Below are 15,002 nucleotides of genomic sequence, written 5' to 3' on the forward strand. Positions count from 1 at the left end.
ATATCTGGTTGGACGGGCCCGCAATCACTTACGGCGATATGTGCGCGGTATCGCTCTTGTTCAAAAGCTGTCGCCAAAATAGAAAACGCCTCCGAAAATATCGGAGGCGTTTGTTCTTTTAGAAGCTGGCGCTTAGCCGCGTTCTTCGATGATCTCAACCAGATGCGGGATCTTGTTGACCATGCCGCGGACCGAAGGGGTGTCCTCCAGCTCACGGGTCTTGTTCATCTTGTTCAGGCCCAGGCCGATCAGGGTTGCGCGCTGTTCGGCGGGGCGGCGGATCGGGGAGCCGATCTGCTTGACGACGATGGTTTTTGCCATGGGTCGCTCTCCTTATGCTTCTGCTTCAGCAGCAGCTGGTGCTTCGTCCCGCTTGGGCAGGATGTCGGCAACCTTTTTGCCACGACGTGCGGCAACCGAACGCGGGCTCTGCTCTTTCTGCAGGCCGTTGATGGTGGCGCGGATCATGTTGTACGGGTTCTGCGAGCCCAGCGACTTGGACACAACGTCCTTAACACCCAGCATTTCGAACACAGCACGCATCGGACCACCGGCGATGATACCAGTACCTTCAGGTGCGGTGCGCATAACCACTTTACCGGCGCCGTGACGGCCTTCGATATCGTGGTGCAGAGTACGACCTTCGCGCAGTTGCACACGGATCATCTGACGCTTGGCTTGTTCAGTCGCCTTACGGATGGCTTCAGGTACTTCTTTCGCTTTACCTTTGCCAAAGCCCACGCGGCCTTTCTGATCGCCGACAACCACCAGAGCGGCGAAGCCAAAGCGCTTACCACCTTTTACGGTTTTCGACACGCGGTTGATTGCGACCAGGCGATCTGCAAATTCCGGTGCTTCTTCACGGTCGCGGCCACGGCCCCGACGGTTTTCACGTTCTGCCATTTGGCATCCCTTTTCTCATGTGGCGCATACGGCGCCGTTTTCTTCAATCCAAGTGAGCCCCGACTATTGCCGAGGCCCCCGGATCATCGGGGCGGATCGAAACCCGCCCGCAAGTCTTAGATCTTCAGACCACCTTCACGCGCGGCGTCGGCAACTGCCTTCACCTTGCCGTGGAACAGGAAGCCACCACGATCGAAATAGGCCTCTTCGACGCCTGCCTTCTTGGCACGCTCGGCGATGGCCGCGCCCACTTTGGTGGCCGCTTCGACGTTGTTCTTGCCAACAACACCCAGATCTTTTTCCAGGGTCGAGGCCGATGCCAGGGTCACGCCACGAACGTCGTCGATCAGCTGAACGCTGATGTTCTTGTTCGAACGGTGAACCGACAGGCGTACGCGGCCCGCGTTGACTTTGCGAAGTTTGTTCCGAACGCGCAGGCGGCGCTTCAGAAACAGGGTTCTTTTGCTGTTTGCCATTGTTTGCGTCCTTACTTCTTCTTGCCTTCCTTGCGGAAGATGAACTCGCCCTTATAGCGGATGCCCTTGCCTTTGTACGGCTCGGGACGGCGCCATTCGCGGATTTTGGCCGCGACTTCTCCCACCTGCTGCTGGTCGATACCTTCCACAACGATTTCGGTCTGCTTCGGTGCGGTGATGGTGACACCTTCCGGAGCAGTGAAATCGACATCGTGGCTGTAGCCCAGGTTCAGCTTCAGGGTGTTGCCCTGCATCTGAGCCCGGTAACCAACACCCTGGATCTCCAGCTCTTTTTTGAAGCCTTCGGTCACACCGGTTACCAGGTTGGCAACCATGGTGCGGCTCATGCCCCACTGCTGGCGGGCACGCTTGGACATGCCACGGGGATCGATTTTGACCACGTTGTCTTCAACCGCGATGGTTACATCGTCGGTGGCGGTGAAGCTGCGGGTGCCTTTCGGACCTTTCACTTCGATGGTCTGACCCGACACAGAGGCGGAAACGCCGCTGGGCAGCTCGACCGGTTTTTTACCAATACGAGACATTGCAGACCTCCTTAGAAGACGGTGCAGAGCACTTCGCCGCCAACATTGTTGGAGCGAGCGTTTGCGTCCGACATCACACCTTTCGGAGTGCTGACAATCGACACGCCCAGACCCTGACGGACCTGCGGAATGTCATTGACGCCCATGTACACGCGACGACCGGGCTTCGAGACCCGCTTCAGTTCGCGAATAACAGGGGTGCCTTCGTAGTATTTCAGGCTGATTTCGATGGCCGGATGACCGTTTTCACCGGTCGTCTTTTCATAGCCACGGATGTAGCCTTCGTCCGCCAGCACGTCCAGAACCCAACCGCGCAGCTTGGAAGCCGGGGTGGATACGGTGGACTTGCCGCGCATTTGCGCGTTGCGGATACGGGTGAGCATATCGCCGATAGGATCATTCATATCTATGTCTCCCTTACCAGCTCGATTTCACCATGCCGGGGATCTGACCAGCAGAACCCAGCTCGCGCAGCGCGATACGGCTGACCTTCAGCTTACGGTAGTAAGCGTGGGGACGACCGGTCAGCTGACAACGGTTGTGCAGACGGGTAGCCGAGCTGTTGCGCGGCAGTTTCGCCAGTTTCAGACGCGCTTTGAAGCGCTCTTCCATCGGGCGGCTCTCGTCATTCGCGATTTCTTTCAGCTCGGCACGCTTTGCGGCATATTTGGCCACCAGGCGTTCGCGCTTCTTCTCGCGTTCGATCATTGCTTTTTTAGCCATGTCTCTATCCTTCCGGCGCTTACGCGTTGAACGGCATGTTGAACGCTTTCAACAATGCCTTTGCTTCAGCGTCGGTTTTCGCTGTGGTGGCAATTACGATGTCCAGGCCCCAGACCTCGTCGACTTTGTCGAAGTCGATTTCCGGGAACACGATGTGCTCTTTCATGCCCATGGCAAAGTTGCCCTGACCATCGAAAGAGGGCTTCACACCGCGGAAGTCACGAACGCGCGGCAGCGCGATGGTGATCAGACGATCCAGGAATTCGTACATCCGGTCACCGCGCAGAGTCACTTTCGCACCCAGCGGCATGTCTTCACGGACGCGGAAACCCGCGATCGATTTCTTCGCCTTGGTAGAAACGGCCTTTTGGCCAGCAATCGCAGTCAGATCCTCGACAGCAGCTTTCGCTTTCTTCGAGTCTTTGACGGCTTCAGCACCACAACCGATGTTCAGAACGATTTTGTCCAGCTTGGGCAGCTGCATGTCGTTCTTGTAGCCGAACTCTTCTTTCAGAGCGGCACGGATGGTTTCAACGTACTGAGCTTTCAGACGCGGGGTGTAGGTTGCGTTATCAAGCATCGATCACGTCCCCTGTGGTCTTGGCGAAGCGCACCTTCTTGTCGCCTTCCATGCGGAAGCCAACGCGGGTTGCTTTGCCGTTTTTGTCCAGCAGCGCCAGGTTCGACAGCTCGATCGGGTTTGCCTGAGGCAGGCGACCACCTTGCGAGGTTTGCGACTGACGGGTGTGGCGGATGGCGATGTTGATGCCATCGACAACAGCTTTACCGGCTTTGGGGTCAACCGAGGTAATCGTTCCCTCTTTGCCCTTGTCCTTGCCGGCCAGCACGACGACCTTGTCGCCTTTGCGGAGTTTAGCAGCCATAATTACAGCACCTCCGGAGCCAGCGAGATGATTTTCATGAAGTTCTTGCCGCGCAGTTCACGAACAACGGGGCCAAAGATACGGGTACCGACTGGCTCGTTGTTGTTGTTCAAGATGACGGCGGCGTTGCGATCGAAACGGATCGCGGTGCCGTCGTCGCGACGGACTTCCTTGGCGGTGCGCACGACGACGGCCTTACGGACGTCACCTTTCTTTACGCGGCCGCGCGGGATGGCTTCCTTCACCGAGACGACAATGATGTCGCCAACGGAGGCGTATTTACGCTTGGAACCACCCAGGACCTTGATGCACTGAACTCGGCGTGCGCCGGAGTTGTCAGCGACATCCAGATTGGTCTGCATCTGGATCATGTGGTTTCTCCCGACCTGTGGGGGCTGGTCTTGTTAAATCCCCCAGGGTTTCGACAAATGGAAAAGTCCTGGGGGCTTACGCCTCCAGAACCTCCCAACGTTTCGTCTTCGATTTCGGCGCGCATTCGATGATGCGGACTGTATCGCCGACCTTGAAGGCGTTCTTTTCATCGTGAGCCCGGTATTTCTTGGACTTACGGATGGTTTTCTTCAGAACCGGATGCGTAAAGCGGCGCTCGACGGATACGGTTACGGTCTGTTCGTTGGCGTCGCTGGTTACGGTGCCGGACAGGATACGCTTGGGCATCTGATTACTCCTCGGATGCCGCAGCAGCGGCCTTTTCGTTCAGAATGGTTTTGACGCGGGCAGCATTGCGGCGGGCCGCTTTGATGCCGGCGGTGCTTTCCAGCTGACCGGTTGCCTGTTGAAAGCGCAGGTTAAAGCTTTCTTTCTTCAGGTTGGCCAGTTCCTCACGGAGCTGGTCCGGGGTCTTGTCACGCAGTTCTTGGGCGTTCATCGCCTTTTTCCTTTGCTCAAAACACCAGAAGGCCCCGTACACGGGTCACCTTTGACCTGGTGGATGAATGATAGACATACGAATCGCCCGACAACGCCGGGAGATCGCAGGATGCCGCCGTATAAGGGTTCGGGGGGTGCGTGGCAAGGGAAAGATTCAGACAGAGCCCAGAACTACTGACACACAGACAGGAAAGGCGAACGGGCGGTCAAATCTTCGCTCATAACTTGCGCGATAAACAGGGTTAAAGTAACCGGAAATCACTAATGTACTACACAGGTGAATAAAATAATGAAGAAAATACTCTGGTCTATTTCACTGATATTTATTGTCGGCTCTGCGCAGGCTCAGGCTATTCCTAGCAAGAAAGTCTGCGACCGGGCCCACACAGACAACCGCTTGAATAGTGCATCTGTTGATCAATGTCTCTGCATGGCAACGGTTGCTCAGCAAAACTTGTCACCTGAACTCTATGTTCTATGGACGGAAGCAATGTACTCAGGCGAGTCCCGAGAAAACGAGATGCTTGCCCTAAAGCAATCTCAAAGGAAAACCGTGAACCAAATGAAAAAGACGGTGCGGTTATCCAAAAAGAAGTGCGGCCTAAATTAGCTTTTCGCCGATAGGTAACCTGGAAGTCATCGGTGTGTCACACTAATCTACACACCCCACCTCACGTGAGTGACCCAAACTCTGCATTGGGTCACTCGAACAAGACTATTCCCATTTGTAGTTAAAGCTGACACTGATCCGCTCATCCTCAGCCATGTTCATCGGCACCTCGTGACGCAGCCAGCTTTCCCACAACAGAACATCGCCCACCTGAGGCTTCATATAGATGAACGGCTGCAAATCACGTCGCCCGCCTTTGAGGCGCGTGGGTGCCGCCATCATGCGGCCTGAGCGGGGGTCTTCCAGTTTCAGCGCACTCGCTCCTTCGGGCATCGCCACATAGGTTGTGCCCGAGATCACGCTGTGCGGGTGCAGGTGGCTGGAGTGCATGCCGCCCTCGGGCAGGATGTTGATCCAGAGGTCTTCAAGCTTCAGTTCGCCCTCGCCCAGATCGAATTCCAGATCCTTGGCGAAGGCCGCCACGTGCTGGTCCAGCACTTTGACCAGATCGGCGAAGATCGGGAACCGCCAGGGCAGATCGGTCAGCGAGGCATAGCTGGTATAGCCCGGATAGCCGTTCTCCTCACACCAATCTTGCCCGGCCTCATCATCCTCAGCGATGATAAGGCAGGAGTTTTCCAATTCGCCCGCATCGATCTTGGGATCGAACTCGGACAAAGCTGCGCGATAAAGACGGGTAACGAAGAGTGATTCAATCTGTGCCATGGGCCGGGCATACCCTAGCCCTTTCTGCAAGACCAGACGCTTAGGTCTTGATGGGCCCTTTACCACAGCGCGGAATAGGGCGACCGCCATCTGCATAGGCAAGGCATAGCACGATCTCATCCGGTTTTGGTGCGTCCGGGATGTTCAACGTCATCGTGTCGAAATGGTCAAACGACCAAGGATTGTCCTTGTGTCCAAGCGGCAGATCAATTGCGCAACCCGGCGCGCCCAGCTTGGCGTTTGACGGGATCACCGCCTCACCCCCACCGGCCGCCGCCCGCATGGGAGCGCCGAGCTTGGGGTGGATCACTGCCCCGCCCTGCTCAAGATCGCCGTTCATGCCAACGATCGCCGCTTTGCCGTAAGAGATCGGCGGTCCGTCCAGTTGCGAGATCGCTTCGGCTGCAAGTTCCGCACCTAAAGAGCCACCGATTTCGAACAGCTCTGAAAGGTCGTCGGCGAACCGCCCAGCCAACGGGTTCTGTACCACTGCCAACGCCGCGACCCGACTGATCGGATCGCAAGGCTGGCCCAACTGGTCGGTGGTTATGACTTCTTTGACGAATATCTTCTTGCGCAGCTGAATCAAAAGACTCTCCCATTCCTGTCCAGCAGCCTAGGCGCGCCACGGGGGCAGGTCGACGGTTTTCACGACCCACAACATCACAGACCCTCCAGCCAAAGGAAAACCCCCGCCGGTTTCCCGACGGGGGTCGATCTTGTCACGAACGGGGTTGCCCCCAATCGCTTACCAGTCTTCGCGGATCACAACGCGGGTCTTGACCGGCAGCTTCATCGCGGCCAGGCGCAGGGCCTCGCGGGCGATGTCGTCATTGACGCCGTCGATCTCGAACATCACGCGACCAGGCTTGACCTTGCAAACCCAGCGGTCGACCGAACCCTTACCTTTACCCATACGAACTTCGATCGGCTTTGCAGTGACCGGAGTGTCGGGGAAGATGCGGATCCAGACACGACCCTGACGCTTCATGTGACGCGTCATGGCACGACGTGCAGCTTCGATCTGGCGTGCAGTTACACGCTCAGGCTCGATGGCTTTCAGGCCGTAGGTGCCAAAGTTCAGATCAGAGCCGCCTTTGGCGAGACCCTTGATCCGGCCTTTGTGCATCTTGCGGAATTTAGTACGCTTTGGTTGAAGCATATCTTTCCCTCCTTAGCGACGACCGCCACCAGCACCACGAGGTGCAGGGCCGTCCTGGAGTTCCTGTGCTTTACGGTCACGTGCCTGCGGATCGTGCTCCATGATCTCACCTTTGAAGATCCAGACCTTGATCCCGATGATCCCGTAGGGGGTCATCGCTTCGGCATGTGCGTAATCGATGTCGGCACGCAGGGTGTGCAGAGGCACGCGGCCTTCGCGGTACCACTCGGTCCGTGCGATTTCGGCGCCGCCCAGGCGACCAGCGACGTTCACCCGGATACCCAGGGCGCCCATACGCATGGCGTTCTGAACCGACCGCTTCATCGCGCGGCGGAACGAGACGCGGCGCTCCAGCTGCTGAGCGATGGACTCGGCAACCAGCTGCGCGTCAAGCTCGGGCTTGCGCACTTCGACGATGTTCAGGTGCAGTTCGCTGTCGGTCATACGAGCAAGCTTTTTGCGCAGAACTTCGATGTCTGCACCTTTCTTGCCGATGATGACACCGGGACGTGCAGTGTGGATCGTGACGCGGCACTTCTTGTGCGGACGTTCGATGATCACACGGGCAACACCGGCCTGCTTGCACTCTTTGTTGATGAACTCACGGATCTTGAGGTCTTCCAGCAGAAGATCACCGTAGTCCTTGGTGTCGGCGTACCAGCGGCTGTCCCAGGTGCGGTTGACCTGCAGGCGCATGCCGATCGGATTTACTTTATGACCCATTAGGCTTGCTCCTCAACTTGACGCACCTTGATGGTGATCTCCGAGAACGGCTTCATGATCTTGCCGAAACGGCCACGGGCACGCGGACGACCGCGCTTCATGACCAGGTTTTTGCCAACCCATGCTTCGGCGACGATCAGTTCGTCAACGTCCAGGTTGTGGTTGTTCTCGGCGTTGGCGATTGCGGACTGCAGGCACTTTTTGACGTCCTGCGCGACACGCTTGTTCGAGAAAGTCAGGTCGGTCAGAGCCTTCTCAACTTTCTTGCCGCGGATCATTTGCGCAACCAGGTTCAGTTTCTGCGGGCTGGTGCGAAGCATGCGGGTTTTCGCCATTGCTTCGTTTTCAGCCACGCGGCGGGGGTTCTTTTCCTTGCCCATGACTTACTTCCGCTTCGCTTTTTTGTCTGCGGCGTGGCCATAATAGGTCCGGGTCGGCGAGTATTCACCGAACTTCTGACCGATCATGTCTTCCGAGACGTTGACGGGAATATGCTTCTGGCCGTTGTACACACCAAAGGTCAGACCCACGAACTGGGGCAGAATGGTGGAACGACGCGACCAGATTTTGATGACTTCGTTGCGGCCCGACTCGCGCGCTGCTTCGGCTTTTTTCAGCACGTAAGCATCGACGAAAGGACCCTTCCAAACAGAGCGAGACATAGATTAACGTCCCTTCTTCTTGGCGTGCCGCGAGCGGATGATCAGCTTCTGGGACGCTTTGTTCTTGTTGCGGGTACGCTTACCCTTGGTGTCCTTACCCCACGGTGTAACCGGTGTACGGCCACCCGAGGTACGACCTTCACCACCACCGTGCGGGTGATCGATCGGGTTCATAGCAACACCACGAACCGACGGACGAACGCCTTTGTGGCGCATACGACCGGCTTTACCGAGGTTCTGGTTCGAGTTGTCGGGGTTGGACACGGCACCAACGGTGGCCATGCATTCCTGACGGACCATGCGCAGTTCGCCCGAGCTCAGACGGATCTGAGCGTAGCCGCCATCGCGACCAACGAACTGAGCGTATGTACCGGCCGCACGTGCGATCTGACCGCCTTTGCCAGGCTTCATCTCGATGTTGTGGACGATGGTACCAATGGGCATGCCCGAGAACGGCATTGCGTTGCCCGGCTTGATGTCAGCTTTTGCCGACGCGATGACTTTGTCACCAACAGCCAGACGCTGCGGAGCCAGGATATATGCCTGCTCGCCGTCTTCGTATTTTACCAGTGCGATGAATGCGGTCCGGTTCGGGTCATATTCGATCCGCTCGACGGTTGCCGCGACATCAAATTTATTCCGTTTGAAGTCAACGATCCGGTAGAGACGCTTTGCGCCACCGCCGCGGCGGCGTGAAGTGATCCGTCCGGTGTTGTTCCGGCCGCCCGACTTGGTCAAACCCTCAGTGAGAGACTTGACCGGACGTCCTTTCCAAAGCTCCGAACGGTCGATCAGCACCAGCCCGCGCTGGCCCGGCGTCGTCGGCTTGTACGACTTGAGTGCCATGCTTTCTGTCTTCCGTTTAGCAAGTGCGAGGGATTTCCCCGCTATGTGATAGGCCCCCGTAGGTGCCAAGGGTATAGGGCCCCGAAGGTCCCCGGTTACAAATATCAGAGGCCCCGGAACGAATCCGAGGCCGCAAGATTGGGAGCGTGTAACAGGGTTGGGGGTGGGTGTCTATAGGAAACTCAAGGCCCGCCCAAAGCCCGTTATTTCTGGATCAACTGCCCCAGCTTGCGCGCCACCATGTCCTTGGTCGGAAGTCGCTCGCGCACCTCTTCGATCTGCATCCCCAGACCCATAGGATTGCGCGGGCTCGCACCCCGAAACGCAGTGCGTTCCAGGATGTCGGCATAAGCCTTATGAATGACATCGCGATAATAGGGTTCCAAAAATTTCTTTTTGTAACGTAAATGCCAGGGCTTTACGCTGCCGATCAGATGCACGATCTGTCCCTCGATCGGCTCGGGCTTTTCATATTGCGACACATTCCAGGACGGGTCGAGAAACGCCACATTGCCGTCATATATCACATTCAGTGCATCCTGATCCATCGAATGCAGAATATCCTTCTTGTCGAGGGTCAGATCGATGATCTTCGACGTGATGCTATTGTCACGCCAGTAGGTCAGATCAATGACCAGCACCCCTGCGTTGAAATAGCCGTCATCCGACCCAAGCCCTAGACGCGACCGATGTTTGCCTCCTTCGCCACCCACGCGCACACTGACATCAGGCACCGCCGCCAGCGCCTTGCCGTCCAGACGCATGTTCCCGACCTCGGCCAGATCGCGCAGAACCAGCAGATCCGGGTCGAGGCATATGCAGCGATCCAGCTTCGGGAATAGATCGGCCACAAAGTAACGGGCATAGGTCATCTTGCTTTTCAGATATCCGGTCGACCGGAAGGGCGCGATCTTGTCGCGCGGGATCTCACAAAACGTGACCTGCCCGAACCTCTCATGCTGCCACGAGTCCCGCAGCCTCTGCTTGATATCGACGGTCAGATTCTGGCAGATCACATGGAAATTGAGCACCTCGCCAGCATTCTCAAGCGCTGAGCGACCGGTGACCGCAAGCCCGCACACAACATTCCTGTCACCTATCAGGACCACATCAACTGCCATCTGGAAACTGTCCTCAAAAAGTTCTGTGTGCTCAATAGCTGAGGAAACTATAGAGGCGTCGCGGCAGAATCCAACTTGTTTGGAAGGCGGAGGGGAGTAATGGGATCACCCCGAAACGAATCCGAGGCCGCAAGAGTGAGGCGTGAAACAGAGTTGGTGGTGGGTGTCTATAGGTAGCTCTCAGCCAATTGCCGATATCGTATTTCATGCTCGGTACATTTTGCTTCTACTGCTGCACGCTTGCCTGTCGCCATCCTCTCACCTTTGCCCAAAAGATTGGCTTCATATGGCAAGCTCTCAAATCTCTCGCCATTCTCCTCAATGTCTATACCCTGATAGTTGCGGCGGCGAAGAAGGCCGTACCGTCAGCGACTGCCTTACAGGCGTTGAAGTGCCATCCCACGGGCAGTCGTTGGCGCATCTCATAGACATTAAAGAAAAAACAAGCTTTCGCGGGGCCCTTTATCTCTCACCAAAGGCGGGTCCGATCAGAGACCGGTGGACACGTCGATGATGTCACCCTCTTCTAGGGTCACATATGCTTTTTTTGACGTCTTTCCGACGGCCCAACTGGTGGTGGAATCTTCCCCGCACTCACCCATAAAGCGCGTGGGCCTCGGCGAAGGACAGCAGGCGACGGCTCTTCTCATCCCACAGGTGCAACCGGGCGTTGGCGAGGCTCTCCCGGATGGTCATCTTGTTGCTGTTTGCCAGTTCATCATGATCGCGTAGCACCTCGGTCAGGCGATAGAACGGAATACGGCTGTACAGGTGGTGTACATGGTGGATGCCGATATTGGCGCTGAACCACTGCAACACCGAGGGCAGGATGTAGTGGGAACTTCCGTGCAGGGCCGCCTCGTGCAGTTGCCAGTCTTTATCGGGGTCCCAGTGCGTGTCCTCAAACTGATGCTGTACGTAGAACAGCCAGACACCGGCCGTTGCGGCAATCAGGGTTGAGGGCAGGAAGATCAGTAGCATCGGCATCAGTCCACCGAAATAGTAGATCGCCAGAAGTGCGACCAAAATGGCGACGTTGGTACCCATCGCACTGACCCAGAACCTGACACTCCCCGTCAGACCAAGCGGAAGGCGGTTCTGAAACAGAAACAGATAGCCGGGGCCAAGGACGAACAGTGTGATGGGGTTGCGGTAAACGCGATACCAGAACCGGTTCATGGGCGTTTTTGATTGATACTCGGCCACTGTCAAAGTGTGGATATCGCCCATGCCCCGCTTGTCCAGATTGCCCGAGCTGTTGTGATGCGTGGAATGTGTCCGGCGCCAGACGTCGTAGGGTGTCAGGGTCAGCACTCCGATTATCCGTCCGACCCAGTCGCTAACCGCACGGTTCTTGAAGAACGCTCCGTGCCCGCAATCATGCTGGATCGCAAACAGCCGCAGCAGGAAGGCGGCGTTCAGGACGGAAATCGCAAAGGCCAGCCAGTAGCTGAGCGAAAGCGACATCCAGGATAGCGTCCAAAGCGCAAAGAAGGGGACAATGCTGACACCCAGTTCAAAGGAGCTGCGCCACTGGTTGGGTTCGCGATACTTGGCAAGTGTCGTGACCCAATCCCGCGCCGAGGTCATGTTCGGGTTGCCCCGGATCGAGAGAGAGGGTTTGGTCATGCGCCTGCCGTGTTTTCTTACTTGTAGGGAACCGGATAGACACCCCGCCCGGGATAGCAAGTGAATTCCGGGAAAGTCGCCTGATTTGCGCTCAATTCTTGGTGTTGTTGCCAAAGAAAAACCCCCGCTTGCGCGGGGGTCTTTATCTTTTTCCAAAGACGGGTTCGATCAGAGACCGGTGGACACGTCGATGGTGTTACCCTCTTCCAGGGTCACATATGCTTTTTTGACGTCTTTCCGACGGCCCAGCTGGCCGCGGAACCGCTTGACCTTGCCTTTGGTCACGGTGGTGTTCACCGCTTTGACCTTCACACCAAACAGTGCCTCAACGGCCTCTTTGATCTGTGGCTTGTTGCTGTCGATCGCCACTTCAAAGACAACCGCGCCGTTTTCGGACGCCATGGTCGACTTTTCGGTGATGACCGGCTTGCGGATCACGTCGTAGTGTTCTGCCTTCGCGCTCATTTCAGACGAGCCTCCAGTGCTTCGACAGCCGCTTTGGTGAGCACCAGGGTGTCACGCTTGAGGATGTCATAGACGTTTGCGCCCATCGACGGCAGGATATCCAGACCTTCGATGTTCTTGGACGCTTTCAGGAACCCCTCGTTCACGGTCGCGCCGTCGATGACCAGAGCGCGTTTCCAGCCCAGGTTTGCAACCTGTTTGGCCAGAGCGGCGGTCTTGCCTTCGGCTTCGGCGTTCTCGATCACAACCAGTTCACCTGCCTTGGCTTTTGCCGACAGAGCGTGGCGCAGGCCAAGCTTGCGGAACTTCTTGGGCAGGTCGTGACCATGCGAACGAACCACGGGGCCTTTGTAGATACCACCACCACGGAAGATCGGCGCGTTACGGTCACCATGGCGTGCGCCACCGGTGCCCTTCTGGCGATAGATCTTCTTGGTCGAGTAGCTGGTTTCCGAGCGGGTCTTGACCTTGTGGGTGCCGGCTTGCGCGTTGTTACGCTGCCAACGGACCACACGGTGCAGGATGTCCGCGCGCGGCTCGAGGCCGAACAGGTCTGCATCCAGCTCGATGTCGCCGGCTTTGCCGCCGTCCAGTTTGATTACATCAAGTTTCATGCTTCACCACCTTCCGCGGGCGCTTCTTCCGCCGGTGCTTCGGTTGCGGCACCTTTTACGGCTGCCGGGAACGGCAGACCTTCGGGTGCTTTCTTCTTCACGGCGTCCTTGACGGTAACCCAGCCCGATTTCGGTCCGGGAACGGCGCCTTTGATGAAGACCAGACCACGGTCGGCGTCGGTTTTGACAACCTCCAGGTTCTGGGTGGTAACACGGGCAGCACCCATGTGACCGGCCATCTTCTTGCCTTTGAACACCTTGCCCGGGTCCTGACACTGACCGGTCGAACCGTGCGAACGGTGGCTGATCGAAACACCGTGCGAGGCGCGCAGACCACCAAAGTTCCAGCGCTTCATCGCACCGGCAAAGCCTTTACCGATCGAGGTGCCCGAAACGTCAACTTTCTGACCTTCCAGGAAGTGTTCTGCCGAAATCTCGGCGCCCACATCGATCAGGCCATCTTCGGAGACGCGGAACTCGGCCAGCTTACGCTTGGGCTCAACCTTTGCAGCGGCATAGTGACCGCGCATGGCCTTCGAGGTGCGTTTTGCCTTGGCGGCACCGGCGCCCAGCTGAACGGCGGTGTAGCCGTCTTTGTCAGCGGTACGCTGTGCAACAACCTGCAGATTGTCCAGGTGAAGAACGGTCACAGGGATCTGCTTGCCGTCTTCCATGAACAGGCGGGTCATGCCAACTTTTTTTGCGATAATACCAGAGCGCATAATCTATACCCTCCGATCTTACGACTGCAGCTTGATCTCGACGTCCACACCAGCAGCGAGGTCGAGCTTCATCAGCGCGTCAACGGTCTGGGGGGTCGGATCAACGATGTCCAAGAGACGCTTGTGCGTACGGATCTCGAACTGGTCGCGGGATTTCTTGTCAACGTGAGGGCCACGGAGAACCGTGAACTTCTCAATCTTGTTCGGCAGCGGGATCGGGCCGCGCACGTTCGCGCCGGTCCGCTTGGCAGTGTTGACGATCTCTTGCGTGCTGGCATCCAGAACGCGATAGTCAAATGCCTTCAGCCGAATACGGATGTTTTGGCTTTGCATAGATACAGCCTTTTATCAGGCGTTGAGGTTGAGAGGAGGACAAGCGCGCATCGCCAACCCTCATCGAACCCAAAAGGCGGGAATCACCCCGCCTTGACGTTCTTGTTGAGAACTCGCGCGTATTAGTGGGGTTGGTGGGGTTTGGCAAGGGGGAGATTACATGTCGACCCCGATTTCGGAACACGTAGTCAGAAACGGAAGCTATTTTTCAACTCGAGCACTAAAGACAACTGGAAATTGCGCTTCCTCTAGGTTCAAGTGACCAGCTATCAACCACCCCTTCCCTGAGATGTCGACCTCAAATGTGTGCATTAATCGGGCCGCCAAAATGAAAAAGTTAGCTAACTCTTCTTTGGCTTGCTCGAACTCTTGCTCGGTCAAAGTCTTGTAAGAGGCATGCAAAAAGTTGCCGCTTTTGTTGTAAAAGTCCTCTGCTTGTACTCGGCTAAGGTGATCCTCTTCGACTGAAACGAATTGGCCTTCGATACCTGTCTCTTTAGTTGGCACCACCTTAATGGCTTCCGGGAAAAACCTTGGGTTGATCTTTTCCAAAAGCTTCATTTTTTGAGTGGCACTATAGTTCTTCTGCAAATTCTTAGAAATTGCTTCGCCAACATCCCGATGAGCCGAAACAGACAACAACATCAATTCTTCGATGATCATTCTGAGGTCAAGGTGAGCTTGCCGTAAGGAAACTAGACCAGCACTGCATAAAGGAGTTTTCGCAAGTTGTGTCGAGTAAGCTTCCAACGACAGCATATGGGCCTTAATCAAAATTAGATGCTCAACTGCGTCACGAACTTCAAACTCTTGTGTCATTTCTCAAAATTCTTTGAGTTTGCGAGTATTTTCAATCTTTCTCAACCAATTCTCGACAAAAAAGGCCGCCCCGATTTGGAGCGACCTTCTTTAGTTCAACCGAGTGGGCTCTCATTGCTCTTTCAGAGCAACTGCCGCCCACCAGTCG

At 56.5% G+C, this 15,002-nt stretch carries 26 protein-coding genes and 1 pseudogene; 1 reads left to right on the plus strand and 26 read right to left on the minus strand.

Annotated features, from left to right (window positions below; translation table 11 throughout):
• Positions 1-132 precede the first annotated feature (132 nt).
• From rpmD to rpmC, 11 genes are all read right to left on the minus strand, one after another.
• Positions 133-321 carry a 50S ribosomal protein L30 gene (rpmD, locus tag ACR0AZ_RS20785; RefSeq protein WP_170402795.1) on the minus strand — a complete coding sequence of 63 codons (189 nt, stop codon included), beginning with the start codon at positions 319-321 and terminating at the stop codon, positions 133-135.
• A gap of 12 nt (positions 322-333) precedes the next feature.
• A complete protein-coding gene (gene rpsE / locus ACR0AZ_RS20790) occupies positions 334-903 on the minus strand; it encodes a 30S ribosomal protein S5 (RefSeq protein WP_155148691.1) in 570 nt (189 codons plus the stop codon).
• A gap of 116 nt (positions 904-1,019) precedes the next feature.
• On the minus strand, positions 1,020-1,379 hold the full coding sequence (gene rplR / locus ACR0AZ_RS20795; RefSeq protein ID WP_039523386.1) for a 50S ribosomal protein L18: 360 nt from the start codon (positions 1,377-1,379) through the stop codon (positions 1,020-1,022).
• A gap of 11 nt (positions 1,380-1,390) precedes the next feature.
• Positions 1,391-1,924, minus strand: coding sequence for a 50S ribosomal protein L6 (rplF, locus tag ACR0AZ_RS20800; protein WP_480668166.1), 534 nt, complete (start codon positions 1,922-1,924; stop codon positions 1,391-1,393).
• A gap of 11 nt (positions 1,925-1,935) precedes the next feature.
• Positions 1,936-2,328, minus strand: coding sequence for a 30S ribosomal protein S8 (gene rpsH / locus ACR0AZ_RS20805; RefSeq protein WP_068340741.1), 393 nt, complete (start codon positions 2,326-2,328; stop codon positions 1,936-1,938).
• Positions 2,329-2,341: 13 nt separating this feature from the next.
• Complete coding sequence (gene rpsN / locus ACR0AZ_RS20810) at positions 2,342-2,647, minus strand: 30S ribosomal protein S14 (RefSeq protein WP_068340744.1); 306 nt, start codon at positions 2,645-2,647, stop codon at positions 2,342-2,344.
• Positions 2,648-2,666: 19 nt separating this feature from the next.
• Positions 2,667-3,227 (minus strand): 50S ribosomal protein L5, encoded by a 561-nt coding sequence (rplE, locus tag ACR0AZ_RS20815; RefSeq protein WP_480661057.1) that lies wholly within the window; start codon positions 3,225-3,227, stop codon positions 2,667-2,669.
• A complete protein-coding gene (gene rplX / locus ACR0AZ_RS20820; RefSeq protein WP_010437096.1) occupies positions 3,220-3,531 on the minus strand; it encodes a 50S ribosomal protein L24 in 312 nt (103 codons plus the stop codon). The genes rplE and rplX overlap by 8 nt, the downstream gene beginning before the upstream one ends.
• A 2-nt stretch (positions 3,532-3,533) precedes the next feature.
• The gene (gene rplN / locus ACR0AZ_RS20825) at positions 3,534-3,902 is read right to left on the minus strand and encodes a 50S ribosomal protein L14 (RefSeq protein ID WP_025045929.1); all 369 of its coding nucleotides are present in this window, start codon (positions 3,900-3,902) and stop codon (positions 3,534-3,536) included.
• Between the two features lie 76 nt (positions 3,903-3,978).
• Complete coding sequence (rpsQ, locus tag ACR0AZ_RS20830) at positions 3,979-4,209, minus strand: 30S ribosomal protein S17 (protein ID WP_008757253.1); 231 nt, start codon at positions 4,207-4,209, stop codon at positions 3,979-3,981.
• Between the two features lie 4 nt (positions 4,210-4,213).
• Positions 4,214-4,420 (minus strand): 50S ribosomal protein L29, encoded by a 207-nt coding sequence (rpmC, locus tag ACR0AZ_RS20835; RefSeq protein ID WP_037311745.1) that lies wholly within the window; start codon positions 4,418-4,420, stop codon positions 4,214-4,216.
• 291 nt (positions 4,421-4,711) lie between these two features.
• Here rpmC and ACR0AZ_RS20840 point away from each other — a divergent pair, with 291 nt between their 5' ends.
• Positions 4,712-5,032, plus strand: a complete 321-nt coding sequence (locus ACR0AZ_RS20840) for a hypothetical protein (RefSeq protein WP_480471833.1) — start codon at positions 4,712-4,714, stop codon at positions 5,030-5,032.
• Between the two features lie 105 nt (positions 5,033-5,137).
• Here ACR0AZ_RS20840 and ACR0AZ_RS20845 read toward each other — a convergent pair whose 3' ends face one another.
• The 15 genes and pseudogenes from ACR0AZ_RS20845 to ACR0AZ_RS20915 all read right to left on the minus strand — a co-directional run bounded on the left by ACR0AZ_RS20845 (position 5,138) and on the right by ACR0AZ_RS20915 (position 14,854).
• Positions 5,138-5,758, minus strand: a complete 621-nt coding sequence (locus tag ACR0AZ_RS20845) for a 2OG-Fe(II) oxygenase family protein (protein ID WP_480471832.1) — start codon at positions 5,756-5,758, stop codon at positions 5,138-5,140.
• 40 nt (positions 5,759-5,798) lie between these two features.
• A complete protein-coding gene (locus tag ACR0AZ_RS20850; protein ID WP_480668167.1) occupies positions 5,799-6,347 on the minus strand; it encodes an amino acid synthesis family protein in 549 nt (182 codons plus the stop codon).
• 159 nt (positions 6,348-6,506) lie between these two features.
• On the minus strand, positions 6,507-6,920 hold the full coding sequence (gene rplP, locus ACR0AZ_RS20855) for a 50S ribosomal protein L16 (protein ID WP_480471830.1): 414 nt from the start codon (positions 6,918-6,920) through the stop codon (positions 6,507-6,509).
• Positions 6,921-6,932: 12 nt separating this feature from the next.
• A complete protein-coding gene (gene rpsC, locus ACR0AZ_RS20860; RefSeq protein WP_008758042.1) occupies positions 6,933-7,643 on the minus strand; it encodes a 30S ribosomal protein S3 in 711 nt (236 codons plus the stop codon).
• A complete protein-coding gene (gene rplV, locus ACR0AZ_RS20865; RefSeq protein WP_039538267.1) occupies positions 7,643-8,023 on the minus strand; it encodes a 50S ribosomal protein L22 in 381 nt (126 codons plus the stop codon). The genes rpsC and rplV overlap by 1 nt, the downstream gene beginning before the upstream one ends.
• Positions 8,024-8,026: 3 nt before the next feature.
• On the minus strand, positions 8,027-8,305 hold the full coding sequence (gene rpsS / locus ACR0AZ_RS20870) for a 30S ribosomal protein S19 (RefSeq protein ID WP_005980699.1): 279 nt from the start codon (positions 8,303-8,305) through the stop codon (positions 8,027-8,029).
• A gap of 3 nt (positions 8,306-8,308) precedes the next feature.
• Positions 8,309-9,151, minus strand: coding sequence for a 50S ribosomal protein L2 (gene rplB, locus ACR0AZ_RS20875; protein WP_170356688.1), 843 nt, complete (start codon positions 9,149-9,151; stop codon positions 8,309-8,311).
• A 203-nt stretch (positions 9,152-9,354) separates the two neighbouring features.
• Positions 9,355-10,272 carry a glycosyltransferase family 8 protein gene (locus ACR0AZ_RS20880; protein ID WP_480668168.1) on the minus strand — a complete coding sequence of 306 codons (918 nt, stop codon included), beginning with the start codon at positions 10,270-10,272 and terminating at the stop codon, positions 9,355-9,357.
• Positions 10,273-10,760: 488 nt separating this feature from the next.
• Positions 10,761-10,857, minus strand: a pseudogene (locus ACR0AZ_RS20885) (50S ribosomal protein L23); the annotation flags it as partial.
• 9 nt (positions 10,858-10,866) lie between these two features.
• Positions 10,867-11,901: a fatty acid desaturase gene (locus ACR0AZ_RS20890; RefSeq protein ID WP_480471828.1), complete on the minus strand. Its 1,035-nt coding sequence runs from the start codon at positions 11,899-11,901 to the stop codon at positions 10,867-10,869.
• A 168-nt stretch (positions 11,902-12,069) separates the two neighbouring features.
• The gene (locus ACR0AZ_RS20895) at positions 12,070-12,366 is read right to left on the minus strand and encodes a 50S ribosomal protein L23 (protein ID WP_010437040.1); all 297 of its coding nucleotides are present in this window, start codon (positions 12,364-12,366) and stop codon (positions 12,070-12,072) included.
• On the minus strand, positions 12,363-12,980 hold the full coding sequence (rplD, locus tag ACR0AZ_RS20900; protein WP_480471827.1) for a 50S ribosomal protein L4: 618 nt from the start codon (positions 12,978-12,980) through the stop codon (positions 12,363-12,365). The genes ACR0AZ_RS20895 and rplD overlap by 4 nt, the downstream gene beginning before the upstream one ends.
• The gene (rplC, locus tag ACR0AZ_RS20905; protein WP_298391073.1) at positions 12,977-13,702 is read right to left on the minus strand and encodes a 50S ribosomal protein L3; all 726 of its coding nucleotides are present in this window, start codon (positions 13,700-13,702) and stop codon (positions 12,977-12,979) included. The genes rplD and rplC overlap by 4 nt, the downstream gene beginning before the upstream one ends.
• Before the next feature lie 18 nt (positions 13,703-13,720).
• Positions 13,721-14,035 (minus strand): 30S ribosomal protein S10, encoded by a 315-nt coding sequence (gene rpsJ / locus ACR0AZ_RS20910; RefSeq protein WP_008756422.1) that lies wholly within the window; start codon positions 14,033-14,035, stop codon positions 13,721-13,723.
• A 201-nt stretch (positions 14,036-14,236) separates the two neighbouring features.
• Positions 14,237-14,854, minus strand: a complete 618-nt coding sequence (locus ACR0AZ_RS20915; RefSeq protein WP_480668169.1) for a hypothetical protein — start codon at positions 14,852-14,854, stop codon at positions 14,237-14,239.
• Positions 14,855-15,002 lie beyond the last annotated feature (148 nt).

It is taken from the genome of Ruegeria sp. BE3, assembly GCF_056538865.1.

Bases quoted from the DNA above. Each gene is read 5' to 3' on its own strand.
- rpmD (WP_170402795.1), bottom strand. From the start codon at position 321: ATGGCAAAAACCATCGTCGTCAAGCAGATCGGCTCCCCGATCCGCCGC.
- rpsE (WP_155148691.1), bottom strand. From the start codon at position 903: ATGGCAGAACGTGAAAACCGTCGGGGCCGTGGCCGCGACCGTGAAGAA.
- rplR (WP_039523386.1), bottom strand. From the start codon at position 1,379: ATGGCAAACAGCAAAAGAACCCTGTTTCTGAAGCGCCGCCTGCGCGTT.
- rplF (WP_480668166.1), bottom strand. From the start codon at position 1,924: ATGTCTCGTATTGGTAAAAAACCGGTCGAGCTGCCCAGCGGCGTTTCC.
- rpsH (WP_068340741.1), bottom strand. From the start codon at position 2,328: ATGAATGATCCTATCGGCGATATGCTCACCCGTATCCGCAACGCGCAA.
- rpsN (WP_068340744.1), bottom strand. From the start codon at position 2,647: ATGGCTAAAAAAGCAATGATCGAACGCGAGAAGAAGCGCGAACGCCTG.
- rplE (WP_480661057.1), bottom strand. From the start codon at position 3,227: ATGCTTGATAACGCAACCTACACCCCGCGTCTGAAAGCTCAGTACGTT.
- rplX (WP_010437096.1), bottom strand. From the start codon at position 3,531: ATGGCTGCTAAACTCCGCAAAGGCGACAAGGTCGTCGTGCTGGCCGGC.
- rplN (WP_025045929.1), bottom strand. From the start codon at position 3,902: ATGATCCAGATGCAGACCAATCTGGATGTCGCTGACAACTCCGGCGCA.
- rpsQ (WP_008757253.1), bottom strand. From the start codon at position 4,209: ATGCCCAAGCGTATCCTGTCCGGCACCGTAACCAGCGACGCCAACGAA.
- rpmC (WP_037311745.1), bottom strand. From the start codon at position 4,420: ATGAACGCCCAAGAACTGCGTGACAAGACCCCGGACCAGCTCCGTGAG.
- ACR0AZ_RS20840 (WP_480471833.1), top strand. From the start codon at position 4,712: ATGAAGAAAATACTCTGGTCTATTTCACTGATATTTATTGTCGGCTCT.
- ACR0AZ_RS20845 (WP_480471832.1), bottom strand. From the start codon at position 5,758: ATGGCACAGATTGAATCACTCTTCGTTACCCGTCTTTATCGCGCAGCT.
- rplP (WP_480471830.1), bottom strand. From the start codon at position 6,920: ATGCTTCAACCAAAGCGTACTAAATTCCGCAAGATGCACAAAGGCCGG.
- rpsC (WP_008758042.1), bottom strand. From the start codon at position 7,643: ATGGGTCATAAAGTAAATCCGATCGGCATGCGCCTGCAGGTCAACCGC.
- rplV (WP_039538267.1), bottom strand. From the start codon at position 8,023: ATGGGCAAGGAAAAGAACCCCCGCCGCGTGGCTGAAAACGAAGCAATG.
- rpsS (WP_005980699.1), bottom strand. From the start codon at position 8,305: ATGTCTCGCTCTGTTTGGAAGGGTCCTTTCGTCGATGCTTACGTGCTG.
- rplB (WP_170356688.1), bottom strand. From the start codon at position 9,151: ATGGCACTCAAGTCGTACAAGCCGACGACGCCGGGCCAGCGCGGGCTG.
- ACR0AZ_RS20880 (WP_480668168.1), bottom strand. From the start codon at position 10,272: ATGGCAGTTGATGTGGTCCTGATAGGTGACAGGAATGTTGTGTGCGGG.
- ACR0AZ_RS20890 (WP_480471828.1), bottom strand. From the start codon at position 11,901: ATGACCAAACCCTCTCTCTCGATCCGGGGCAACCCGAACATGACCTCG.
- ACR0AZ_RS20895 (WP_010437040.1), bottom strand. From the start codon at position 12,366: ATGAGCGCGAAGGCAGAACACTACGACGTGATCCGCAAGCCGGTCATC.
- rplD (WP_480471827.1), bottom strand. From the start codon at position 12,980: ATGAAACTTGATGTAATCAAACTGGACGGCGGCAAAGCCGGCGACATC.
- rplC (WP_298391073.1), bottom strand. From the start codon at position 13,702: ATGCGCTCTGGTATTATCGCAAAAAAAGTTGGCATGACCCGCCTGTTC.
- rpsJ (WP_008756422.1), bottom strand. From the start codon at position 14,035: ATGCAAAGCCAAAACATCCGTATTCGGCTGAAGGCATTTGACTATCGC.
- ACR0AZ_RS20915 (WP_480668169.1), bottom strand. From the start codon at position 14,854: ATGACACAAGAGTTTGAAGTTCGTGACGCAGTTGAGCATCTAATTTTG.